General features: G+C 74.4%; 12 protein-coding genes and 1 rRNA gene. 2 read left to right on the top strand and 11 right to left on the bottom strand.

Going from position 1 to position 15,968, the window contains the following annotated elements:
* From B056_RS0116990 to argC, 10 genes are all read right to left on the bottom strand, one after another.
* A 16S ribosomal RNA gene (locus B056_RS0116990) occupies positions 1-97 on the bottom strand; the annotation flags it as partial.
* A 779-nt stretch (positions 98-876) separates the two neighbouring features.
* A complete protein-coding gene (locus B056_RS0116985) occupies positions 877-1,473 on the bottom strand; it encodes a DNA-3-methyladenine glycosylase (protein ID WP_018503064.1) in 597 nt (198 codons plus the stop codon).
* The gene (argH, locus tag B056_RS0116980) at positions 1,458-3,029 is read right to left on the bottom strand and encodes an argininosuccinate lyase (protein ID WP_018503063.1); all 1,572 of its coding nucleotides are present in this window, start codon (positions 3,027-3,029) and stop codon (positions 1,458-1,460) included. The genes B056_RS0116985 and argH overlap by 16 nt, the downstream gene beginning before the upstream one ends.
* A 59-nt stretch (positions 3,030-3,088) precedes the next feature.
* The gene (locus B056_RS0116975; RefSeq protein WP_018503062.1) at positions 3,089-4,291 is read right to left on the bottom strand and encodes an argininosuccinate synthase; all 1,203 of its coding nucleotides are present in this window, start codon (positions 4,289-4,291) and stop codon (positions 3,089-3,091) included.
* A gap of 78 nt (positions 4,292-4,369) precedes the next feature.
* Positions 4,370-4,948, bottom strand: coding sequence for an arginine repressor (gene argR / locus B056_RS0116970; RefSeq protein WP_018503061.1), 579 nt, complete (start codon positions 4,946-4,948; stop codon positions 4,370-4,372).
* A complete protein-coding gene (gene argF / locus B056_RS0116965; protein ID WP_018503060.1) occupies positions 4,945-5,898 on the bottom strand; it encodes an ornithine carbamoyltransferase in 954 nt (317 codons plus the stop codon). Before argF ends, argR begins: the two co-directional genes overlap by 4 nt.
* Positions 5,895-7,139, bottom strand: a complete 1,245-nt coding sequence (locus B056_RS0116960) for an acetylornithine transaminase (protein ID WP_018503059.1) — start codon at positions 7,137-7,139, stop codon at positions 5,895-5,897. Before B056_RS0116960 ends, argF begins: the two co-directional genes overlap by 4 nt.
* Positions 7,136-8,194, bottom strand: a complete 1,059-nt coding sequence (gene argB, locus B056_RS36925) for an acetylglutamate kinase (protein WP_018503058.1) — start codon at positions 8,192-8,194, stop codon at positions 7,136-7,138. The genes B056_RS0116960 and argB overlap by 4 nt, the downstream gene beginning before the upstream one ends.
* Complete coding sequence (gene argJ / locus B056_RS0116950) at positions 8,191-9,363, bottom strand: bifunctional glutamate N-acetyltransferase/amino-acid acetyltransferase ArgJ (RefSeq protein ID WP_018503057.1); 1,173 nt, start codon at positions 9,361-9,363, stop codon at positions 8,191-8,193. Before argJ ends, argB begins: the two co-directional genes overlap by 4 nt.
* A gap of 49 nt (positions 9,364-9,412) precedes the next feature.
* Positions 9,413-10,477 (bottom strand): N-acetyl-gamma-glutamyl-phosphate reductase, encoded by a 1,065-nt coding sequence (argC, locus tag B056_RS0116945; RefSeq protein WP_026239793.1) that lies wholly within the window; start codon positions 10,475-10,477, stop codon positions 9,413-9,415.
* Positions 10,478-10,927: 450 nt separating this feature from the next.
* Between argC and B056_RS40720 the strand changes: the two genes are divergently transcribed.
* A complete protein-coding gene (locus tag B056_RS40720) occupies positions 10,928-11,971 on the top strand; it encodes a TIGR04222 domain-containing membrane protein (RefSeq protein ID WP_051105651.1) in 1,044 nt (347 codons plus the stop codon).
* Positions 11,907-13,334 carry a DUF692 domain-containing protein gene (locus B056_RS36905; protein WP_230203037.1) on the top strand — a complete coding sequence of 476 codons (1,428 nt, stop codon included), beginning with the start codon at positions 11,907-11,909 and terminating at the stop codon, positions 13,332-13,334. Before B056_RS40720 ends, B056_RS36905 begins: the two co-directional genes overlap by 65 nt.
* A 48-nt stretch (positions 13,335-13,382) precedes the next feature.
* On the opposite strand, the gene pheT is transcribed toward B056_RS36905, so the two are convergent.
* Positions 13,383-15,965, bottom strand: coding sequence for a phenylalanine--tRNA ligase subunit beta (gene pheT / locus B056_RS0116930; protein WP_026239791.1), 2,583 nt, complete (start codon positions 15,963-15,965; stop codon positions 13,383-13,385).
* Positions 15,966-15,968 lie beyond the last annotated feature (3 nt).

The raw sequence follows: 15,968 nt of genomic DNA, 5'->3' as shown, positions 1-15,968 counted from the left end.
CACCCGTTCGCCGCTAGGAGCAAGCTCCTCGCTCGACTTGCATGTGTTAAGCACGCCGCCAGCGTTCGTCCTGAGCCAGGATCAAACTCTCCATCAATGCTTTGAAAGAGATGGCCGGGCCGCCAAGCCCAGCCGATCCTGACAAGACAGATCCTCGTATGAGTCTGTCATTGCCAAAGGAATTTCCCACCACAACCAGAAACACTTAAGCCCTGGCCATGGACGGGGGTTAAAAATATGGCACTGACTATTCGGTACGCTGTTGAGTTCTCAAGGAGCAGGTGCGTACAGGAGATCACGCCGCGAAGCGATTCCTCCAGGCATGTTTGCCCAAGTTCGTCTTGTTTGGGGCGAAGACGCCGTGACCCTTGCCAGGATCTTGCGCTTCACCCTCAGCCTCGCCCTCTCGGTCGAGACCCTGTCCCGCGTGGGGCCACCCTGTTCGGTGTCTCCCGTGTCGCGCTGACAGAGAGAACATTACGGGTGGATGACGGGAGGCGTCAAATCAATCGGGTCCTAGATAGTGTGACGTATGTCACATGGCTCTGGTTGTAGCTTGACGTAACCGTCTGATATGCGAGGCTTGAGGTTCTGCGCTCGAACGGGTGGCCGCCGGATCAGGCCCGCCACCAGCGCGGCGAGGCCACGAAACCGCCTGGGAGCCAGCCACCACGGGGCCGTGGACGCCGCGCCGGGTCGCCCGGGGCAGGCGAGCCGACAGCCGCGGACGGGTGGCCTCTCGGTGCCACGGGGCGTGCACAGCCCGCAAGCACCGTCCGCGCTCTCGCCCCCGTCCGGCGCACCCTCTCGACATCAGGACGGGTGCCCTCAAGCACGGGTGCGGCAACGCGAGCGCCGTCAGGGCGGGTGTCTGTCTCAGTCGAGGCGTGGCCGCGGAGGCCGCACCCGGCTCACCGACGGCTCGTCCAGCACCCAGAGCCGGTACGCAAGGTCGAGCCCCACCCGGATGCCGATCCGCGGCCCACGGCCCACCTGGGCCTCGGCGACGGGTACTCCGGTATGGACCGTCACCGGGCCGGAGCCGGCGAGGTCGGTGCCGGTGAAGCCGCCGTCCACCCCCAGCACCCGGGCGAAGCGGCCGGGCCCGCTCGCGACGCGCCAGGCGGCCCGGGTCTGCTCGGCGGGAACGGAGCGGACGACCGCACCAGCCCGGACCAGGACCGCCGCGGCCGTGCCCTCCGGGCCGCACACGACGTTGAAGCACCAGTGCATGCCGTAGACGAAGTAGACGTAGGCGTGCCCGGGTGGTCCGAACATGACCCGCGAGCGCGGGGTCGGACCGCGGAAGGCATGGGAGGCGGGGTCGTCCGTGCCGCCGTACGCCTCCACCTCGGTGACCCGCAACGCGACCGGCCCGTGCCGGACCGTCGTCCCGAGGAGATCTCGGGCGACGACCAGCACGGGCCGGTCGTAGAAGTCGCGACTCGGGACGCCGGTCAGCTCCCGGCCCACGCCCGGTCCCGGTCGAGCACCGGCCCGAGCGCCGCGATCTGCTCCCGGACCCGCACGGGAGCCGTCCCGCCCGGTGCCGAACGCGCCTCGAGCGCGCCGCGCACCGAGAGCACCGATCGGACGTCGGCGGTGAGCAGCGGGTTGATGATCGCGAGATCGCCCTCGGACACCTCGTCCATGTCGGCGTCGTGGGCCACGCACCAGGCCACGAGCTGCCCCACGGCCTCGTGCGCCTCGCGGAAGGCCACCCCGTTGCGGACGAGGTACTCGGCGACGTCCGTCGCCAGCGCGAACCCGTCCGGCGCGGCCGCGGCGAGCCGTTCCCGGCGCACCCGCATCGTCGCGACCATGCCGGTCACCGCCGGCAGTACGACGAGGAGGGTGTCGACGGCGTCGAACACCGGTTCCTTGTCCTCCTGCAGGTCGCGGTCGTAGGCGAGCGGCAGGCCCTTGAGGGTGGTCAGCAGCCCGGTGAGCGCGCCGATGAGCCGACCCGACTTGCCGCGGGCCAGCTCCGCCACGTCCGGGTTCTTCTTCTGCGGCATGATCGAACTGCCGGTGGCGAAGGCGTCGTCAAGCTCGACCCAGCCGAACTCCCGGGTCGTCCACAGGACGATCTCCTCACCGAGCCGGGACAGGTGCACCCCGATCAGCGCGGCGACGAAGAGGAACTCGGCCGCGAAGTCCCGGTCGGACACCGCGTCGAGCGAGTTGGCGAAGGCCCGGTCGAAGCCGAGCTCGGCGGCCACACCCGCCGGGTCCAGCGGCAGTGAGGAACCGGCGAGCGCGCCGGCGCCCAGCGCGCTCACCGAGGCACGCCGGTCCCAGTCCCGCAGCCGGTCGGTGTCCCGGGCGAACGCGTGGACGTGCGCCAGCAGCTGGTGCCCGAACGAGATCGGTTGGGCGTGCTGCAGGTGGGTCATCCCCGGGGCCGGGGTCTCGACGTGCTGCTCGGCGAGCCCGACGAGGGCGGTGGACAGCTCGGTGACCCGGGCGGCGACCTGACGCGCGTGATCCCGCAGGTACAGCCGCAGGTCGGTCGCGACCTGGTCGTTGCGGCTCCGGCCGGCCCGCAGCTTGCCGCCGAGCGCGCCGAGCCGCTCGAGCAGCCCGCGCTCGAGCGCGGTGTGGACGTCCTCGTCCTCGATGGTCGGGCGGAAGCGGCCGTGGGCGACCGCGTCCGACAGGTCGTCGAGCGCGCCGAGCATCGCCGTCAGCTCGGCCTCGTCCAGCAGGCCGGCGCGGTGCAGCACGCGGGCGTGCGAGCGGGAGGCGAGCAGGTCGTACGGCGCCAGTCGCCAGTCGAACTGCACGCTGACCGACAGCCGCGCCAGCGCCTCGGCCGGCCCGCCCGCGAACCGCCCGCCCCACAGCCGCAGCGGCGGCGTCGCTGCGGCGGCCTGCGCCGCGCCGCCCGCGCCGGGATGCCCTCCGGCATCCGTTCCGTCAGTTCCGTCAGTTCCGTCGGCGGCGGTGTCCGCACGTCCGTCGGCGGCGGTGTCCGCACGCGCCGCGTCCGCGCGCGCGGCGTCGCCCTGTGCCCGTTCGGGATCCATCCGTTCCTGCTCCTCGTCGGCCGCTGGGTGACTCCCAGTCGCCACCGACCGGATCGACGTCACGGGTTGAGCCGCTGTTCGCGGGCCGCCCAGACCTTGGTGGGCAGGCCCCACAGCTCGATGAATCCGCGCGCGTCGGTCTGGTCGAACTGGTCGCCGGCATCGTAGGTGGCCAGCGCGTGGTCGTAGAGACTGCCCGGGCTGCGACGGCCCACGACCTGGGCGACGCCGCCCGCCAGCCGGATCCGGACGTCGCCGGTGACACCGACACTGGCCGAGTCCACGAAGGCGTCAAGAGCGTCGCGCAGCGGCGAGAACCACAGCCCGTCGTAGACGATCTCGCCCCAGCGCTGGTCGATCCCCCGCTTGAACCGGGCGACGTCCCGCTCGAGGGTGAGGTCCTCCAGGTCACGGTGCGCGGTCAGCAGCGTGACCGCCGCCGGGCACTCGTAGATCTCCCGGCTCTTGATGCCGACGAGGCGGTCCTCGATCATGTCGATGCGACCGACGCCCTGGGCGCCCGCTCGGGTGTTGAGCTCGGCGACGAGCTCCACCAGCGACAGGGCCCGGCCGTCCAGCCCGGTCGGCAGGCCGTCGGTGAACGAGATCGTGACCTCGTCGGACGGCCGGGCGACGGTCGGGTCGGCCGTGTAGACGAAGACGTCCTCCGGCGGCTGCGCCCACGGGTCCTCGAGGATCCCGCACTCGGCCGTGCGCCCCCACAGGTTCTGGTCGATCGAGTACGGCGACTTCTTCGAGACGTCGATCGGCAGGCCGCGCTCCTCCGCGAAGGCGATCGCCTTGTCCCGGGTCATGCCCGAGTCGCGCACCGGGGCCAGCACGCGCAGGTTCGGGGCCAGCGCCATCACGCCGACCTCGAAGCGGACCTGGTCGTTGCCCTTGCCGGTGCACCCGTGCGAGATCGCGTCCGCCCCGTGCTGCCTGGCGGCCTCGACCAGGTGCTTCACGATGATCGGCCGGGACAGCGAGGAGATGAGCGGGTAGCGGTCCATGTACAGCGCGTTGGCGCGGATCGCCGGGGCGACGAAGGAGGCGGCGAACTCCTCACGGGCGTCGACGACGATCGACTCGACCGCGCCGCAGGTGAGGGCGCGCTGGCGGATCGCCTCGAGGTCCTCGCCGCCCTGGCCCACGTCGACGGCCAGGGCGATGACCTCGGCGCCGGTCTCGGCACCGATCCAGCCGATGGCCACGGACGTGTCGAGGCCGCCCGAGTAGGCAAGCACGACGCGTTCGGTCACGGAGTCACTCCTTAGTTGATTCTCGGGTCTCGTGGTCGTTCATGACGCCAGTGGGCGGGTGGTGTGGCCCGCCGGTCCTCAGCCGGCGCCCACGCTGGTACCTGCGCTGCTCCCGGAGTGCCCGGTGTGGCCGCCCGCTCCGGGTGGGACGGCCGCCCGCGCGACGCCGTCGGCCAGCGACAGCAGCCGGCCGGCGAAGGCCGGCCCGCCGGGGCCGGTGGGCCCCGCGCGGCAGACCACCAGGACGGTGTCGTCACCGGCGATGGTGCCCATCACCTCCGGCAGGGCCGCCCGGTCGAGCGCGGAGGCGAACAGCTGCGCGGCCCCCGGCGGGGTACGCAGCACGACCAGATCGCCGTTGGCCTCGGCCGAGACGAGGAGCTCCTCGCAGAGCCGGGCCAGCGGGATGCGCACCGTCTCGGCCGGCGCCAGGTTCACGTCGACCGAGTAGACGAGCGCGCCGTTGGCCCCGCGGACCTTCGTCGCGCCGATGTCCTCCAGATCGCGGGACAGGGTGGCCTGGGTGACCTGCACGCCTTCCTCGGCGAGCAGCCGCGCGAGCTCCGCCTGCGACCGTACCGACCGCGCGGCGATCAGCGCGGCGAGGCGGGCCTGCCGGGCGTGTTTCGTCAGCGGCGCGGCCGAGCGGATGGTCATCGGGAACCGACACCCGCCGCGGTCTCGTCCAGCAGGAACGACAGCAGGGCCTTCTGCGCGTGCAGCCGGTTCTCCGCCTGATCGAACACCACGGAGCGCGGACCGTCGAGCACGGCCGCGGAGATCTCCATCTCCCGGTGCGCGGGCAGGCAGTGCATGACGATCGCGTCCGGCCGGGCCGCCTCGACGACCTTCTCGTCGAGGCGGTAGGGCTGGAAGACCAGGGCCCGGTTGTCGGACTCGGTGTCCTGCCCCATCGACGCCCAGACGTCGGTGTAGAGCACGTCCGCGCCGGCCGCGGCCTCGAGCGCGTCGTGCATCACCAGCGCCTCGCCGCCGGTGACCGCGCCGATCTCGTTGGCGTGCCGCACGACCTGCTCGATCGGCTCGTAGCCCGGCGGCGAGGCGACGTGTACCCGCAGTCCGGCGATCGCACCGGCGAGCAGCAGCGAGTGGGCGACGTTGTTGCCGTCCCCCAGGTAGGCCAGGGTCACACCGGCGAGCCGGCCGCGGATCTCGCGGATGGTCTGCAGGTCGGCGAGCGCCTGACAGGGGTGGGTGTGGTCGGAGAGCGCGTTGATGACGGGCACGCTGGCCGCCGCCGCCATCCGGTCGACCCTGTCCTGGGCGAAGGTGCGGATGACGATCGCGTCGACGTAGCGGCTCAGGACGGCGGCGGTGTCCTCGATGGTCTCACCGCGGCCGAGCTGGGAGGAGCCGGAGTCGATCACGATGGGGTGGCCGCCGAGCTCCGCCACCGCCACGTCGAAGGACAGCCTCGTCCGGGTCGACGGCTTCTCGAAGATCAGCGCGACCGAGCGGCCCTCGAGCGGGCGCCGGGCGGGCGTCCGGTCGCGGCGCGTCGCCTTGAGCTGGTCGGCGAGATCCAGTAGGGTGGCCTGCTCGGACGAGGTCAGGTCGGTGTCGAGCAGGAAGTGTCGGGCCGTCATGCGCTGACCTTAGAGCCTTCGTCCGACTTCTTCGGGCCTGTCGCCGCCGTCTGATCCGCGTGGGCGCGGGCCGCCCGCGCCCGGTCGGCGATGCCGGGCAGCGCGGCGACGAACGCGTCGACGTCCGCCGCGGTGAGCACGAGTGGCGGGGCTAGCCGGACGGCGTCCGCCGCGACCGCGTTCACCAGGAAACCGGCCTCGCGGGCGGCGGTCTCCAGCTCGGGCGCGAACGGGGCGTCGAGCTCGATGGCGAGCCACAGGCCGACGCCGCGTACCCCGGTCACCCCGGCGGCGCCCGCGGCGAGGATGCCGTCGCGCAGCACGCCGCCCAGCGTCACGGCGTGCTCGAGCAGGCCCTCGGCGACGATCGTGTCGAGCACGGCGAGGGCGGCCGAGCACACCACCGGCCCGCCGCCGAAGGTGCTGCCGTGGTCGCCGGGACGCAGCAGGTGGCCGGCCGCGCCGATCCCGACGCAGACCCCGATGGGCAGACCACCGCCGAGGCCCTTGGCCAGGGTGATCACGTCGGGGACGACACCCTCGGTCTGGTGGGCGAACCACGCTCCGGTGCGACCGACGCCGCTCTGGACCTCGTCGAACACGAGCAGCGCGCCGTGCGCGTCGCAGGCGGCGCGGGCGGCGGCCAGGTAGCCGGGCGGCGACGGGATCACCCCGGCCTCGCCCAGGGTCGGCTCCAGGAAGACGGCGGCGGTGCGCTCGCTGACCGCGGCGGCCAGCGCGGCGGCGTCGCCGTACGGGACGAAGCGCACGCCCGGCAGCAGCGGCTCGAACGGTGCCCGTTTCCCGGGCTGGCCGGTGATCGACAGGGCGCCCATGGTCCGGCCGTGGAAGGCCCCCTCGGCCGCGATGATCTCCGACCGGCCGGTCCGCCGGCTGATCTTGATCGCGGTCTCGTTCGCCTCGGCGCCCGAGTTGCAGAAGAAGGCGCGGCCGTCCACGCCCAGCAGCTCGATCAGGCGCTCGGCGAGCAGGAGCTGCGGGGTGTTCACGTACAGGTTGGACGTGTGGCCCAGGGTGTCGAGCTGTGCGACGACCGCCGCGCGCACCGCCGGGGGGCAGTGGCCGAGGACGCTGACCGCCACACCGGCGATCAGGTCCACGTACTCGCGGCCGTCGGCGTCCCACACGTGCGCGCCTGACCCGCGGGTCAGGGCGATGGAGGGCCGGCCGTAGGTGGCCATGATGACGGCGTCGCGCCGGTCGAGCAGGTCGGCGTTCACGATCCTCCCCCGATGATGTCCGCCGCGGCCGGATCACCGACGCCGGCACTGGTAGCTGTCGCGATGGCTGGAGCGTCGCCGCCGACGGCGACGGGCGGGTCGGCGCGGATCAGCGTTCCGATGCCCTCGTCGGTGAAGATCTCGAGCAGCAGCGCGTGCGCGACCCGCCCGTCGAGCACGTGGGCCTGGGGGACGCCGCCGGCGACGGCGCGCAGGCAGGCCTCCATCTTCGGGATCATGCCCGAGGACAGGGTGGGCAGCAGCCGCTCGAGCTCGCCGACGGTCAGTTCGCTGATCACCTCGTCGCTCGCCGGCCAGTCGGCGTAGAGGCCCTCCACGTCGGTGAGCACGACGAGCTTGGCCGCGCCCAGTGAGAGCGCCAGCACCGCCGCCGCGGTGTCCGCGTTGACGTTGTAGACGCCGCCGTCGAGGCCGCGGGCCACCGAGGCCACCACCGGCACCTTGCCCGAGTCGAGCAGCGCGTTGACGGTCTCCGGCTGGACGTCGACGACGTCGCCGACCAGACCGACGTCGACCGGGCGGCCGTCCACCATCGCCGGGCGGCGCCGGGCGGTGAACAGGTTGGCGTCCTCCCCCGACAGGCCGACGGCGAACGGGCCGTGGTTGTTGACCATGCCGACGACATCCCGGTTGACCTGGCCGACCAGGACCATCCGGACGACCTCCATGGTCTCCGGGGTGGTGACCCGCAGGCCGCCGACGAACTCCGAGCGCACCCCGAGCCGCTCCAGGTGGGCGGTGATCTGCGGGCCTCCGCCGTGCACGACGACGACCCGGATGCCCGCGTAGCGCAGGAAGACGATGTCCGCGGCGAACGCCTCGCGCAGCTCCGGGCGGGTCATCGCGTTCCCGCCGTACTTGATCACCATGGTGGCGCCGTGGAACCGGGACAGCCAGGGCAGCGCCTCGATGAGCACGGTGGTCTTGGCCAGCGCGGAATGCCCGCGGGCGGTGGCCGCCGGGCCGCGCGGCGGCGCGGGGATGTTCGCCCCGGCCCACCCCACGGGCTTGGCCGGATTCGGCTCCGCGCTCATGTCGAGTACGCCGAGTTCTCGTAGACGTAGCCTTCGGTGAGGTCGTTCGTGCGCACCGTCAGCTCGACGTCTCCGGCGTGCAGGTCGGCGATGATGCTGATCTCCCGCCCGCCGAGGTCGACGAGCTCCCGGGGCTCACCGGGCGCGCCACCGCGGCACACCTGGACGCCGTTCATGGTCACATCGAGGCGGTCGGGCTCGAAGGCCGCGGCGGTCGTGCCGATCGCGGCGAGCACCCGGCCCCAGTTCGGGTCCTTGCCGTAGAGCGCGCACTTGAGCAGGTTGTTGCGGGCCACCGAGCGGCCGACCTCGAGGGCGTCCGCCTCGGAGGCCGCGCCGGTGACCGTGATGGAGATCGTCTTGGTGGATCCCTCTGCGTCGCCGAGCATCTGGCCGGCCAGGTCGTCACAGACGGCGGTGACCAGCCCGGTCAACTCCGCCTCGGGCAGGGACCGCCCGGACGCGCCCGAGGCGAGCAGCAGCACTGTGTCGTTCGTCGACAGGCAGCCGTCGGAGTCGACGCGCTCGAACGTCGTCCGGCACGCCTCCCGGACGACCCGGTCCAGCGTGGCGCTGTCGGCGACGGCGTCGGTGGTGACGACGACGAGCATCGTCGCCAGCGACGGCGCGAGCATCGCCGCGCCCTTGCCCATCCCGCCGACCGTGACGACACCGCCGCCGGCAGCGTCGGGGGTGCTGGTGCGCACCGCCTGCTTGGCGACGGTGTCCGTGGTGCGGATCGCCTCGGCCGCGGCGTCGCCGCCGGCCGGCGAGAGTGCCCCGACCGCCTGGGTGACGCCGGGGAGCAGCAGATCCATCGGGAGCCGCACGCCGATCAGCCCGGTGGAGCAGACCGCGACCTCACCGGCGCCGATACCGAGCGCCGCGCCGACGTGCTCGGCGGTCGCGTGGGTGTCGGCGAACCCCGCCGGGCCGGTGCAGGCGTTGGCCCCACCGGAGTTGAGCACGACCGCGCGCAGCCGGCCGGTGGTCAGCACCTGACGGGTCCACAGCACGGGCGCGGCCTGCACGCGGTTGCGGGTGAACACACCCGCGGCGGCGTCGGCGGGACCGTCGTTCACGACGAGCGCGACATCCGGACGCCCGGACGGTTTCAGCCCGGCGGCGGCCCCGGCGGCCCGGAACCCCCGGGCGGCGGTGACGCTCACTGTTGCTCCCCTTCCCTCGCGGCCATTTCACTCACTGCCACGGGGGCGGTCACGGCGCGAGGCCCTGAACGCTCAGGCCGGTGGTCTCCGGCTGGCCGAGCATGAGGTTGGCGCACTGGACCGCCTGCCCGGCGGCTCCCTTGGTGAGGTTGTCGATCGCGGCGACGACGACCACCCGGCCCGCCTCGTCGTCCACCGTCGCCTGCAGGTGGACGCAGTTGCTGCCGAGCGTCGACGACGTGCGCGGCCACCGCCCGGGCGGCAGCACGCGCACGAACGGCTCGTCGTCGTAGAAGGCGCGCAGGATGCCGGTGATCGTGTCGGCGTCGGCGCCAAGGCCCGTGCCCAGGTCGTCACCGGCGACGAGGTCGGCGGCGGGCCGGGCGGTGCAGGTCGCCAGGATGCCGCGGGGCATCGGCGCGAGCACGGGGGTGAACGACAGCGACACCGGCGAGCGGGCGTACCGGGTGAGCGTCTGGACGATCTCGGGACGGTGCTGGTGGGTGCCGACCTTGTAGGCGGTCAGGTCGCCCATGACCTCGCTGCCGATGAGGTTGACCTTCGCCGCCCGGCCGGCGCCGCTGGTCCCGCTCGCCGCGACCACGACGAGGTCGGACGGGTCGACGGCACCCGCCGCGACCAGCGGGACCAGCGCGAGGCTCACCGCGGTCGGGTAGCACCCGGGCGCGGCGACCCGGTTGCTGACCCGGATCTCGTCCCGCGCCCCGGGCAGCTCGGGCATGCCGTACGTCCAGGTGCCGGCGTGCTCGCCGCCGTACGCCCGGCGCCAGGCCCGCGGGTCGAGGAGGCGGTGGTCCGCGCCGAGGTCGACGACGCGGACGCCGGCCGGGAGGGTGGCGGCGACCGCGGCCGACTGCCCGTGCGGAAGCGCCAGGAACACGATGTCGGCGCTGGTCTCCGCCAGCGCGGCGGCGTCGACGAAGACCCGGCCGGCCAGGTCGGGCAGGTGCGGGTGGATGTCGGTCACGTCCGCCCCGGCGGAGGTGTTCGCCGCCAGGTCACCGATCTCGATGCCGGGATGGCCGAGCAGCAGCCTCAGCAGCTCGCCGCCGCCGTACCCGCTCGCGCCCGCCACCGCCGCAGTCACTCCCATGACTGCAACTTTATACACACGACCCTATGAAGATACAAGGGTTTACCGAGCGCGCCGCCATCCGCACGCAGCGCCCTCACCGTGTCTCCGCCATCGAGAACCTCCCTGGAACAGCGGCCTACCTGCCCGTTGAGCGACGGTTGACGCCCCGGGGGACCACTGTGGGCACACTGGTCCCAGCGCCATTCCGGACAACGGCGTTCCGGAGGCGGGTCGGGGTGGGCGGCCATGGCCGTCCACCCCGATCGTCACATCGCCTGGCTGATCCCGGCGGCGAACGGCCCGACCGGATCACGATGAGGCACCGGCGGATCTCCCATGGCGGCCCTGCGCCCCACCGAGCGCACCGGTGTTGAGGTTTCGACAACAAACCGTCAGTCACCTGACAGTCGGCTCCCGGGCCGGGATGCCACCATCCCGGCGTCGAGCCGACCCAGGATGGGAGTGACGATGGCGATCTCACTCGGTTACCTGTTCACAGTGCTTGCCGCCATCGCCGCCCTGGTGGCGCTGCGCGCGGCGGCGGTGCGCGGCCACGGCGCCGGGCAGCCCGATCCGCAGTCGGTTCCAGCCGAGGACCTGGCGCTGATCGGCGCCGGGCCGAAGCGCGCCGCGCTGACCGCCCTCGTGGGCCTCTACGAGGCCGGTGCGATCCACATCCCGCTGACCTGGCGGCTCGGCGTGTCAGGTCCGCTCCCGGCGGGCAGCACGCCGCTCGCCGCGAGCGCGCACCGGCTGATCGCGGCCGCCGGCCAGCCGCGCGTCCGCGTGATCCTCCAGCGGCTCGCCGACGGTCCCGAGCTGCGGGCCGCGCGGGCACGGCTGGCCGCCGCCGGCCACGTCCCGCCCGCCGGCCTGGTCGGCGTGCTGTCCGTACTGCGTCTGCTGCTGCCGGTGTCGATCGCCGTCGCGGCCCTCACGCTGCTCGGCTACGGCGCGGGCGTGCCGGGTCTCGTCGTGCCGGTGGCGCTCGCCGGCGTGCTGGCCGTGATCGTCCTGGCCGGGCCGGCGCCGGCGACGCGGGACGGCCGCCGGCTCGTCGAGGCCGCCCGGATCCGCCGGGCCGGCTACGCGGACGGGGGCGTCCCCGGCCAGCGCGCGGTCGCCGTCGCGCTGTTCGGGCCGGCGGCCCTGTGGCGGGCCGACGCCACCGTCGCGAACCGGCTGGGGGTCGGCCCCCGGCCCCAGGACGTCCGCGGCGGCGGCCGCGGCGGCCCGGCCCGCGAGTACACCCGCTCGACCGACGCGGGCGACAGCGCGTTCGGTGGAATCGCCGGCTGGCTGGCCTTCGGCGGGGACGACTCGCACCATGGCGGCAGCGACGGCTGGGGCGGTGGCCACAGCTGGGGCGGTTGGGGCGGTGGCCACGGCGGCGGAGGCGGCGGAGGCGGGCACGGCGGCGGGCACGGCGGCGGGTGCGGAGGCGGCGGTGGCGGTTGTGGCGGAGGCGGTGGCGGTTGTGGCGGAGGCGGTGGCGGTTGTGGCGGAGGCTGACCGGGTCGCGGCCGCCGGGGCGCTGGCGGGGCTCGGTGCCGGGTGGCGGCCCGAGCTCGGCGCCGTGCTCGCCGAACGGTCCGATCTGGGCTTCGTCGAGGTGATCGCGGAGCTCGTGCACCCGGAGGCACCGCTGCCACCCGCCCTCACCGGGCTCGGTGTACCGGTCGTCCCGCACGGCACGAGGCTCTCCCTCGGCGGTGCCGAGCCGCTCGACCCGTCCCGGGTGGCGCGGCTGGCCGCGCTCGCCGAACGGCTCGGCTCGCCGCTGGTCAGCGAGCATGTCGCCTTCGTCCGGGCGGGCGGGGTGGAGGCCGGGCACCTGCTCGGCGTCCCGCGCACCCGGGCGGCACTGCGCGTGCTGGCCCGCAACATCGCCGACCTGCGGGCCGAGCTGCCCGTCCCGCTCGCGCTGGAGAACGCGGCGAGCGTGCTCGCCTGGCCGGACGACGAGCTGGACCCGGCCGCCTTCCTGACCGAGCTCGCCGAGCGCACCGGCGCGCTGCTGCTCGTGGACGTCGCCAACCTGCACGGGGACGCCGTCAACCACGGCGTCGACCCGCTGCGGTTCCTCGACGCGCTGCCCTGGGAGCAGGTGGCGTACGCCCATGTCGCCGGTGGCCGGGTGGCGGACGGGATCTACTTCGACACCCACCTGCACCCGGTGTCACCCGAGGTCCTGGGCCTGGTGGCCGAGGCGGCGGCACGCTGGTCGGGGACGCCCGCCGTCCTGCTCGAGCGGGACGGGAACTACCCCCGGGCGGCCGAGCTCCACGCGGAGCTCGACGCGATCCACGCCGCCGCTCTGGGGCCCGGCCCGGGACGGCCCGGGCCCCACCGACGTCCAGCCGCCCCGCGCCGGCGGACGGCGGAAACCGCCGACGCCGACGACGCCGGCGCCGACGCGGCCGACGACGCGGTGGACACCGCGGGCACCGCGGCGCTCGCGGGACGGCAGGCGGCGATGGTGGCCGACCTGGTGAGCGGGGCCGGACCGGCCGACGGCTTCGACCCGGAACGGTTCGAGGCGGTCCGGATGACGCTGATCGACAAGCGGCGCGCGGCGGTCGCCCGGGCCTGGCCCGGTCTCGCTGCCACGAGCGGCTTCCCGGACCGGTTCGCCCGGTTCGCCCGGAGCCGTCCATCGGCCGGCACCCGGGCGGACGCGCTGGGTTTCGCCGCCGCCGTCCACGACCAGCTCGCGCCGCCGGCCCGCCGGGAGGTGCTCACCGCCCGGCTGGCGCCACGGCGGCTCGCCGTGATCGTCGACCGGGTCCCCGGCGGGCCGACCATGATCGGCCTGCGGCTCCCTCTGCTCGCCCCGCTGGTCCGCTCGCCCGGGTCGGCGGCGGTGGACGCCTGAGCGAGCGCCCGGTGGGGCGGGCTCGTCAGCCGCGCGGACGGCGCCCGTTCAGCCGCGCAGGACGGCGCCCGTCCGGCTGGTGGCCTCGGCCACCGCGGCGTCGCGGGCGTCGTTCGCCTCGGCGGCGGTCAGCGTCCGGTCCGGGGCCCGCAGCCGCAGGCCGAACGCCAGCGAGCGGCGTTCGGGACCGACCTGGTCCCCCTCGTAGACGTCGAACAGCGACAGCGCCTCCAGCAGGTCCCCGGCCCCCGCCCGCAACGCCTCGGTCACCGTGGCGACGGGGACGTCCACCGCGGTGACCAGCGCGACGTCGCGGTCGGCCGGCGGGAAGGTGGAGATCGCGGGAGCCACGACCGGCGGCCGCTCGAGCGCGGCGCCGATCAGCGCGTCCAGGTCCAGCTCCATCGCGCAGGTACGGGCCGGCAGCCCGACGGACCCGAGGACCCGCGGGTGCAGCTCGCCGGCGTACCCGACGACCCGGCCGTCGACGGACAGTTCGGCGCAGCGGCCGGGGTGCCAGGGCATGACCTCCCCGGCGGCGACGGTCAGCTCGACGCCGACCGCGGCGGCGGTGGCCTGCGCGGCGGCCAGGGCGTCGCCCCAGTCGGCCGCCCGCCCCGGACCCCACCAGCCGGCGGGTTCACGCAGGCCGGTGAGCACCACCGCGACGTGGCGCGGCTGGCGGGGCAGGGCCGCGTTCAGCGCGTTGATCTCGTCCTCGCCGGGACGGCGGTCGACCGGCGGCGTGACCACCGCGACCGGCACGGCCGGCGCGTCGTCCGGCTCCCGGAAGACCAGGCCGATCTCGAACAGCGCGAGATCGGTCTGGCCGCGGCCGATGTTGCGCACGGCCGCGGCGATCAGCCCGGACAGCAGCGTGGTGCGCAGGTAGGAGGCGTCCTGGGCGATCGGGTTCGCCACCCGCACCGCCGCCCGACGCTCGTCGCCGGCGGGCAGGCCGAGCGCGTCGGCGGCGTCCTCGGCGACGAACGGGAGGGTGAGCACCTCGACATGTCCGTCGGCGGCGAGCGCCCGCCCGACGGCCCGCCGCAGCTGCTGGGCGGCGGTGAGACCACGCCCGGCGGGCAGCAGCGGCAGCGTCACCGGGATGGTGTCGTACCCCTCGAGCCGGACGACCTCCTCGACCAGGTCCGCGGGACGGAGCAGGTCGGGCCGCCAGGACGGCGGCGTCACCAGCAGCTCGGCGGGCTCGGCCGGCGCACCTGGTGCCCCGGCGGGCTCCGGGTCGCGCGGCAGGCAGCCGACGTCGGTGAGACGGCGGCGGATCGCGTCTGCCGGGTAGTGACGGCCGGCCAGCCGCTCGGGCTCGCCGAGCGGGAACACGATCGGCTCCGCGGCCATCCGGTGGTCGACGTCGGTGACGCCGGGCTCGGCGGTGGCCGCGGCCAGCTCGCGCAGCAGGTCGACGGCCCGCTGCGCGGCGACCGGCGCGAGCGCCGGGTCGACCCCGCGCTCGAACCGGCGCGACGCTTCGGAGCCGAGGCGGTGCCGGCGGGCGGTCCGGGCGACCGTGACCGCGTCGAAGTGCGCGGACTCCAGGACGATGTCGGTGGTCGCCGCGGAGATCTCCGTCGCGGCGCCGCCCATCACCCCGGCGAGCGCGACCGGCCCGGAGTCGTCGGCGATGACGAGGTCCTCCGGGTCGAGCGCGCGGTCGACGCCGTCCAGTGTCAGCAGCCGCTCCCCCGCCCGGGCCCGGCGGACGACGATCGGGCCGGTCAGCTTCGCCCGGTCGAACGCGTGCAGCGGCTGCCCGAGGCCAAGCATGATGATGTTGGTGACGTCGACCGGCGCGGAGATCGGCCGCATGCCGGCCAGCGACAGCCGCCGCGACCAACCCAGCGGGGTGCGCGCGGCGGAGTCGACACCGCTGACCGTCCGGGCGACGTAGCGGTCGCAGGCGACCGGGTCCTCGACCCGCACCGGGTACCCGGCCGCGTCCCCGCCGCCGGCACCGGAGGCGCCCCACACACCGGGATCGTCGAACGGCAGGCCGAAGGCCGTCGCCGCCTCGCGGGCGATGCCGCGCACCGACAGGCCGTAGCCCCGGTCCGGGGTGACGGCGATGTCGAGTACCTCGTCGCCGAGGCCGAGCAGCTCGGCGACGTCCATCCCGATCCGGGAGTCCGCGGGCAGGACGAGGATCCCGCTGTGGTCCTCCCCGAGACCCAGCTCCCGGGCCGAGCAGATCATCCCGTCGCTGACACGCCCGTACGTCTTACGGGAGCTGATCTCGAACCCTCCGGGCAGCACCGCGCCGGGCAGCGCGACCGGCACCCGGTCGCCGACCTCGAAGTTGAACGCGCCGCAGACGATCCCGCGCACACCGGGCTCGGTCTCCCCCGGCCCGGACTCCCCCGGCCCGGACGCGGCGGGCTCACCCGGCGCCCCGAGGTCGGCGACCCGCACCCGACAGAAACGGACGTCCTTCTTCTTCGCCGCGACGACCTCGATCGAGAGCACCTCGCCGACGACCACGCCGGCCAGGTCGCCGCCGACGGTCTCCAGGCCCTCGACCTCGAAACCGGCGCGGATCAGCGCGTCGGCCACGGCCTTCGCCGGCGGCAGGCCGCCGACGAGCTCACGCAGCCACGACATGACGATTCTCACCGG

The sequence above is a fragment of the Parafrankia discariae genome (assembly GCF_000373365.1).
Lineage (GTDB): Bacteria > Actinomycetota > Actinomycetes > Frankiales > Frankiaceae > Parafrankia > Parafrankia discariae.
This window is presented reverse-complemented; position numbering and strand designations above follow the sequence as displayed.

Excerpts from the sequence above, each read along its gene's own strand:
- argH (WP_018503063.1), bottom strand. The coding sequence starts at position 3,029 with ATGGATCCCGAACGGGCACAGGGCGACGCCGCGCGCGCGGACGCGGCG.
- argR (WP_018503061.1), bottom strand. The coding sequence starts at position 4,948 with ATGACCATCCGCTCGGCCGCGCCGCTGACGAAACACGCCCGGCAGGCC.
- argF (WP_018503060.1), bottom strand. The coding sequence starts at position 5,898 with ATGACGGCCCGACACTTCCTGCTCGACACCGACCTGACCTCGTCCGAG.
- argB (WP_018503058.1), bottom strand. The coding sequence starts at position 8,194 with ATGAGCGCGGAGCCGAATCCGGCCAAGCCCGTGGGGTGGGCCGGGGCG.
- argC (WP_026239793.1), bottom strand. The coding sequence starts at position 10,477 with ATGGGAGTGACTGCGGCGGTGGCGGGCGCGAGCGGGTACGGCGGCGGC.
- B056_RS40720 (WP_051105651.1), top strand. The coding sequence starts at position 10,928 with ATGGCGATCTCACTCGGTTACCTGTTCACAGTGCTTGCCGCCATCGCC.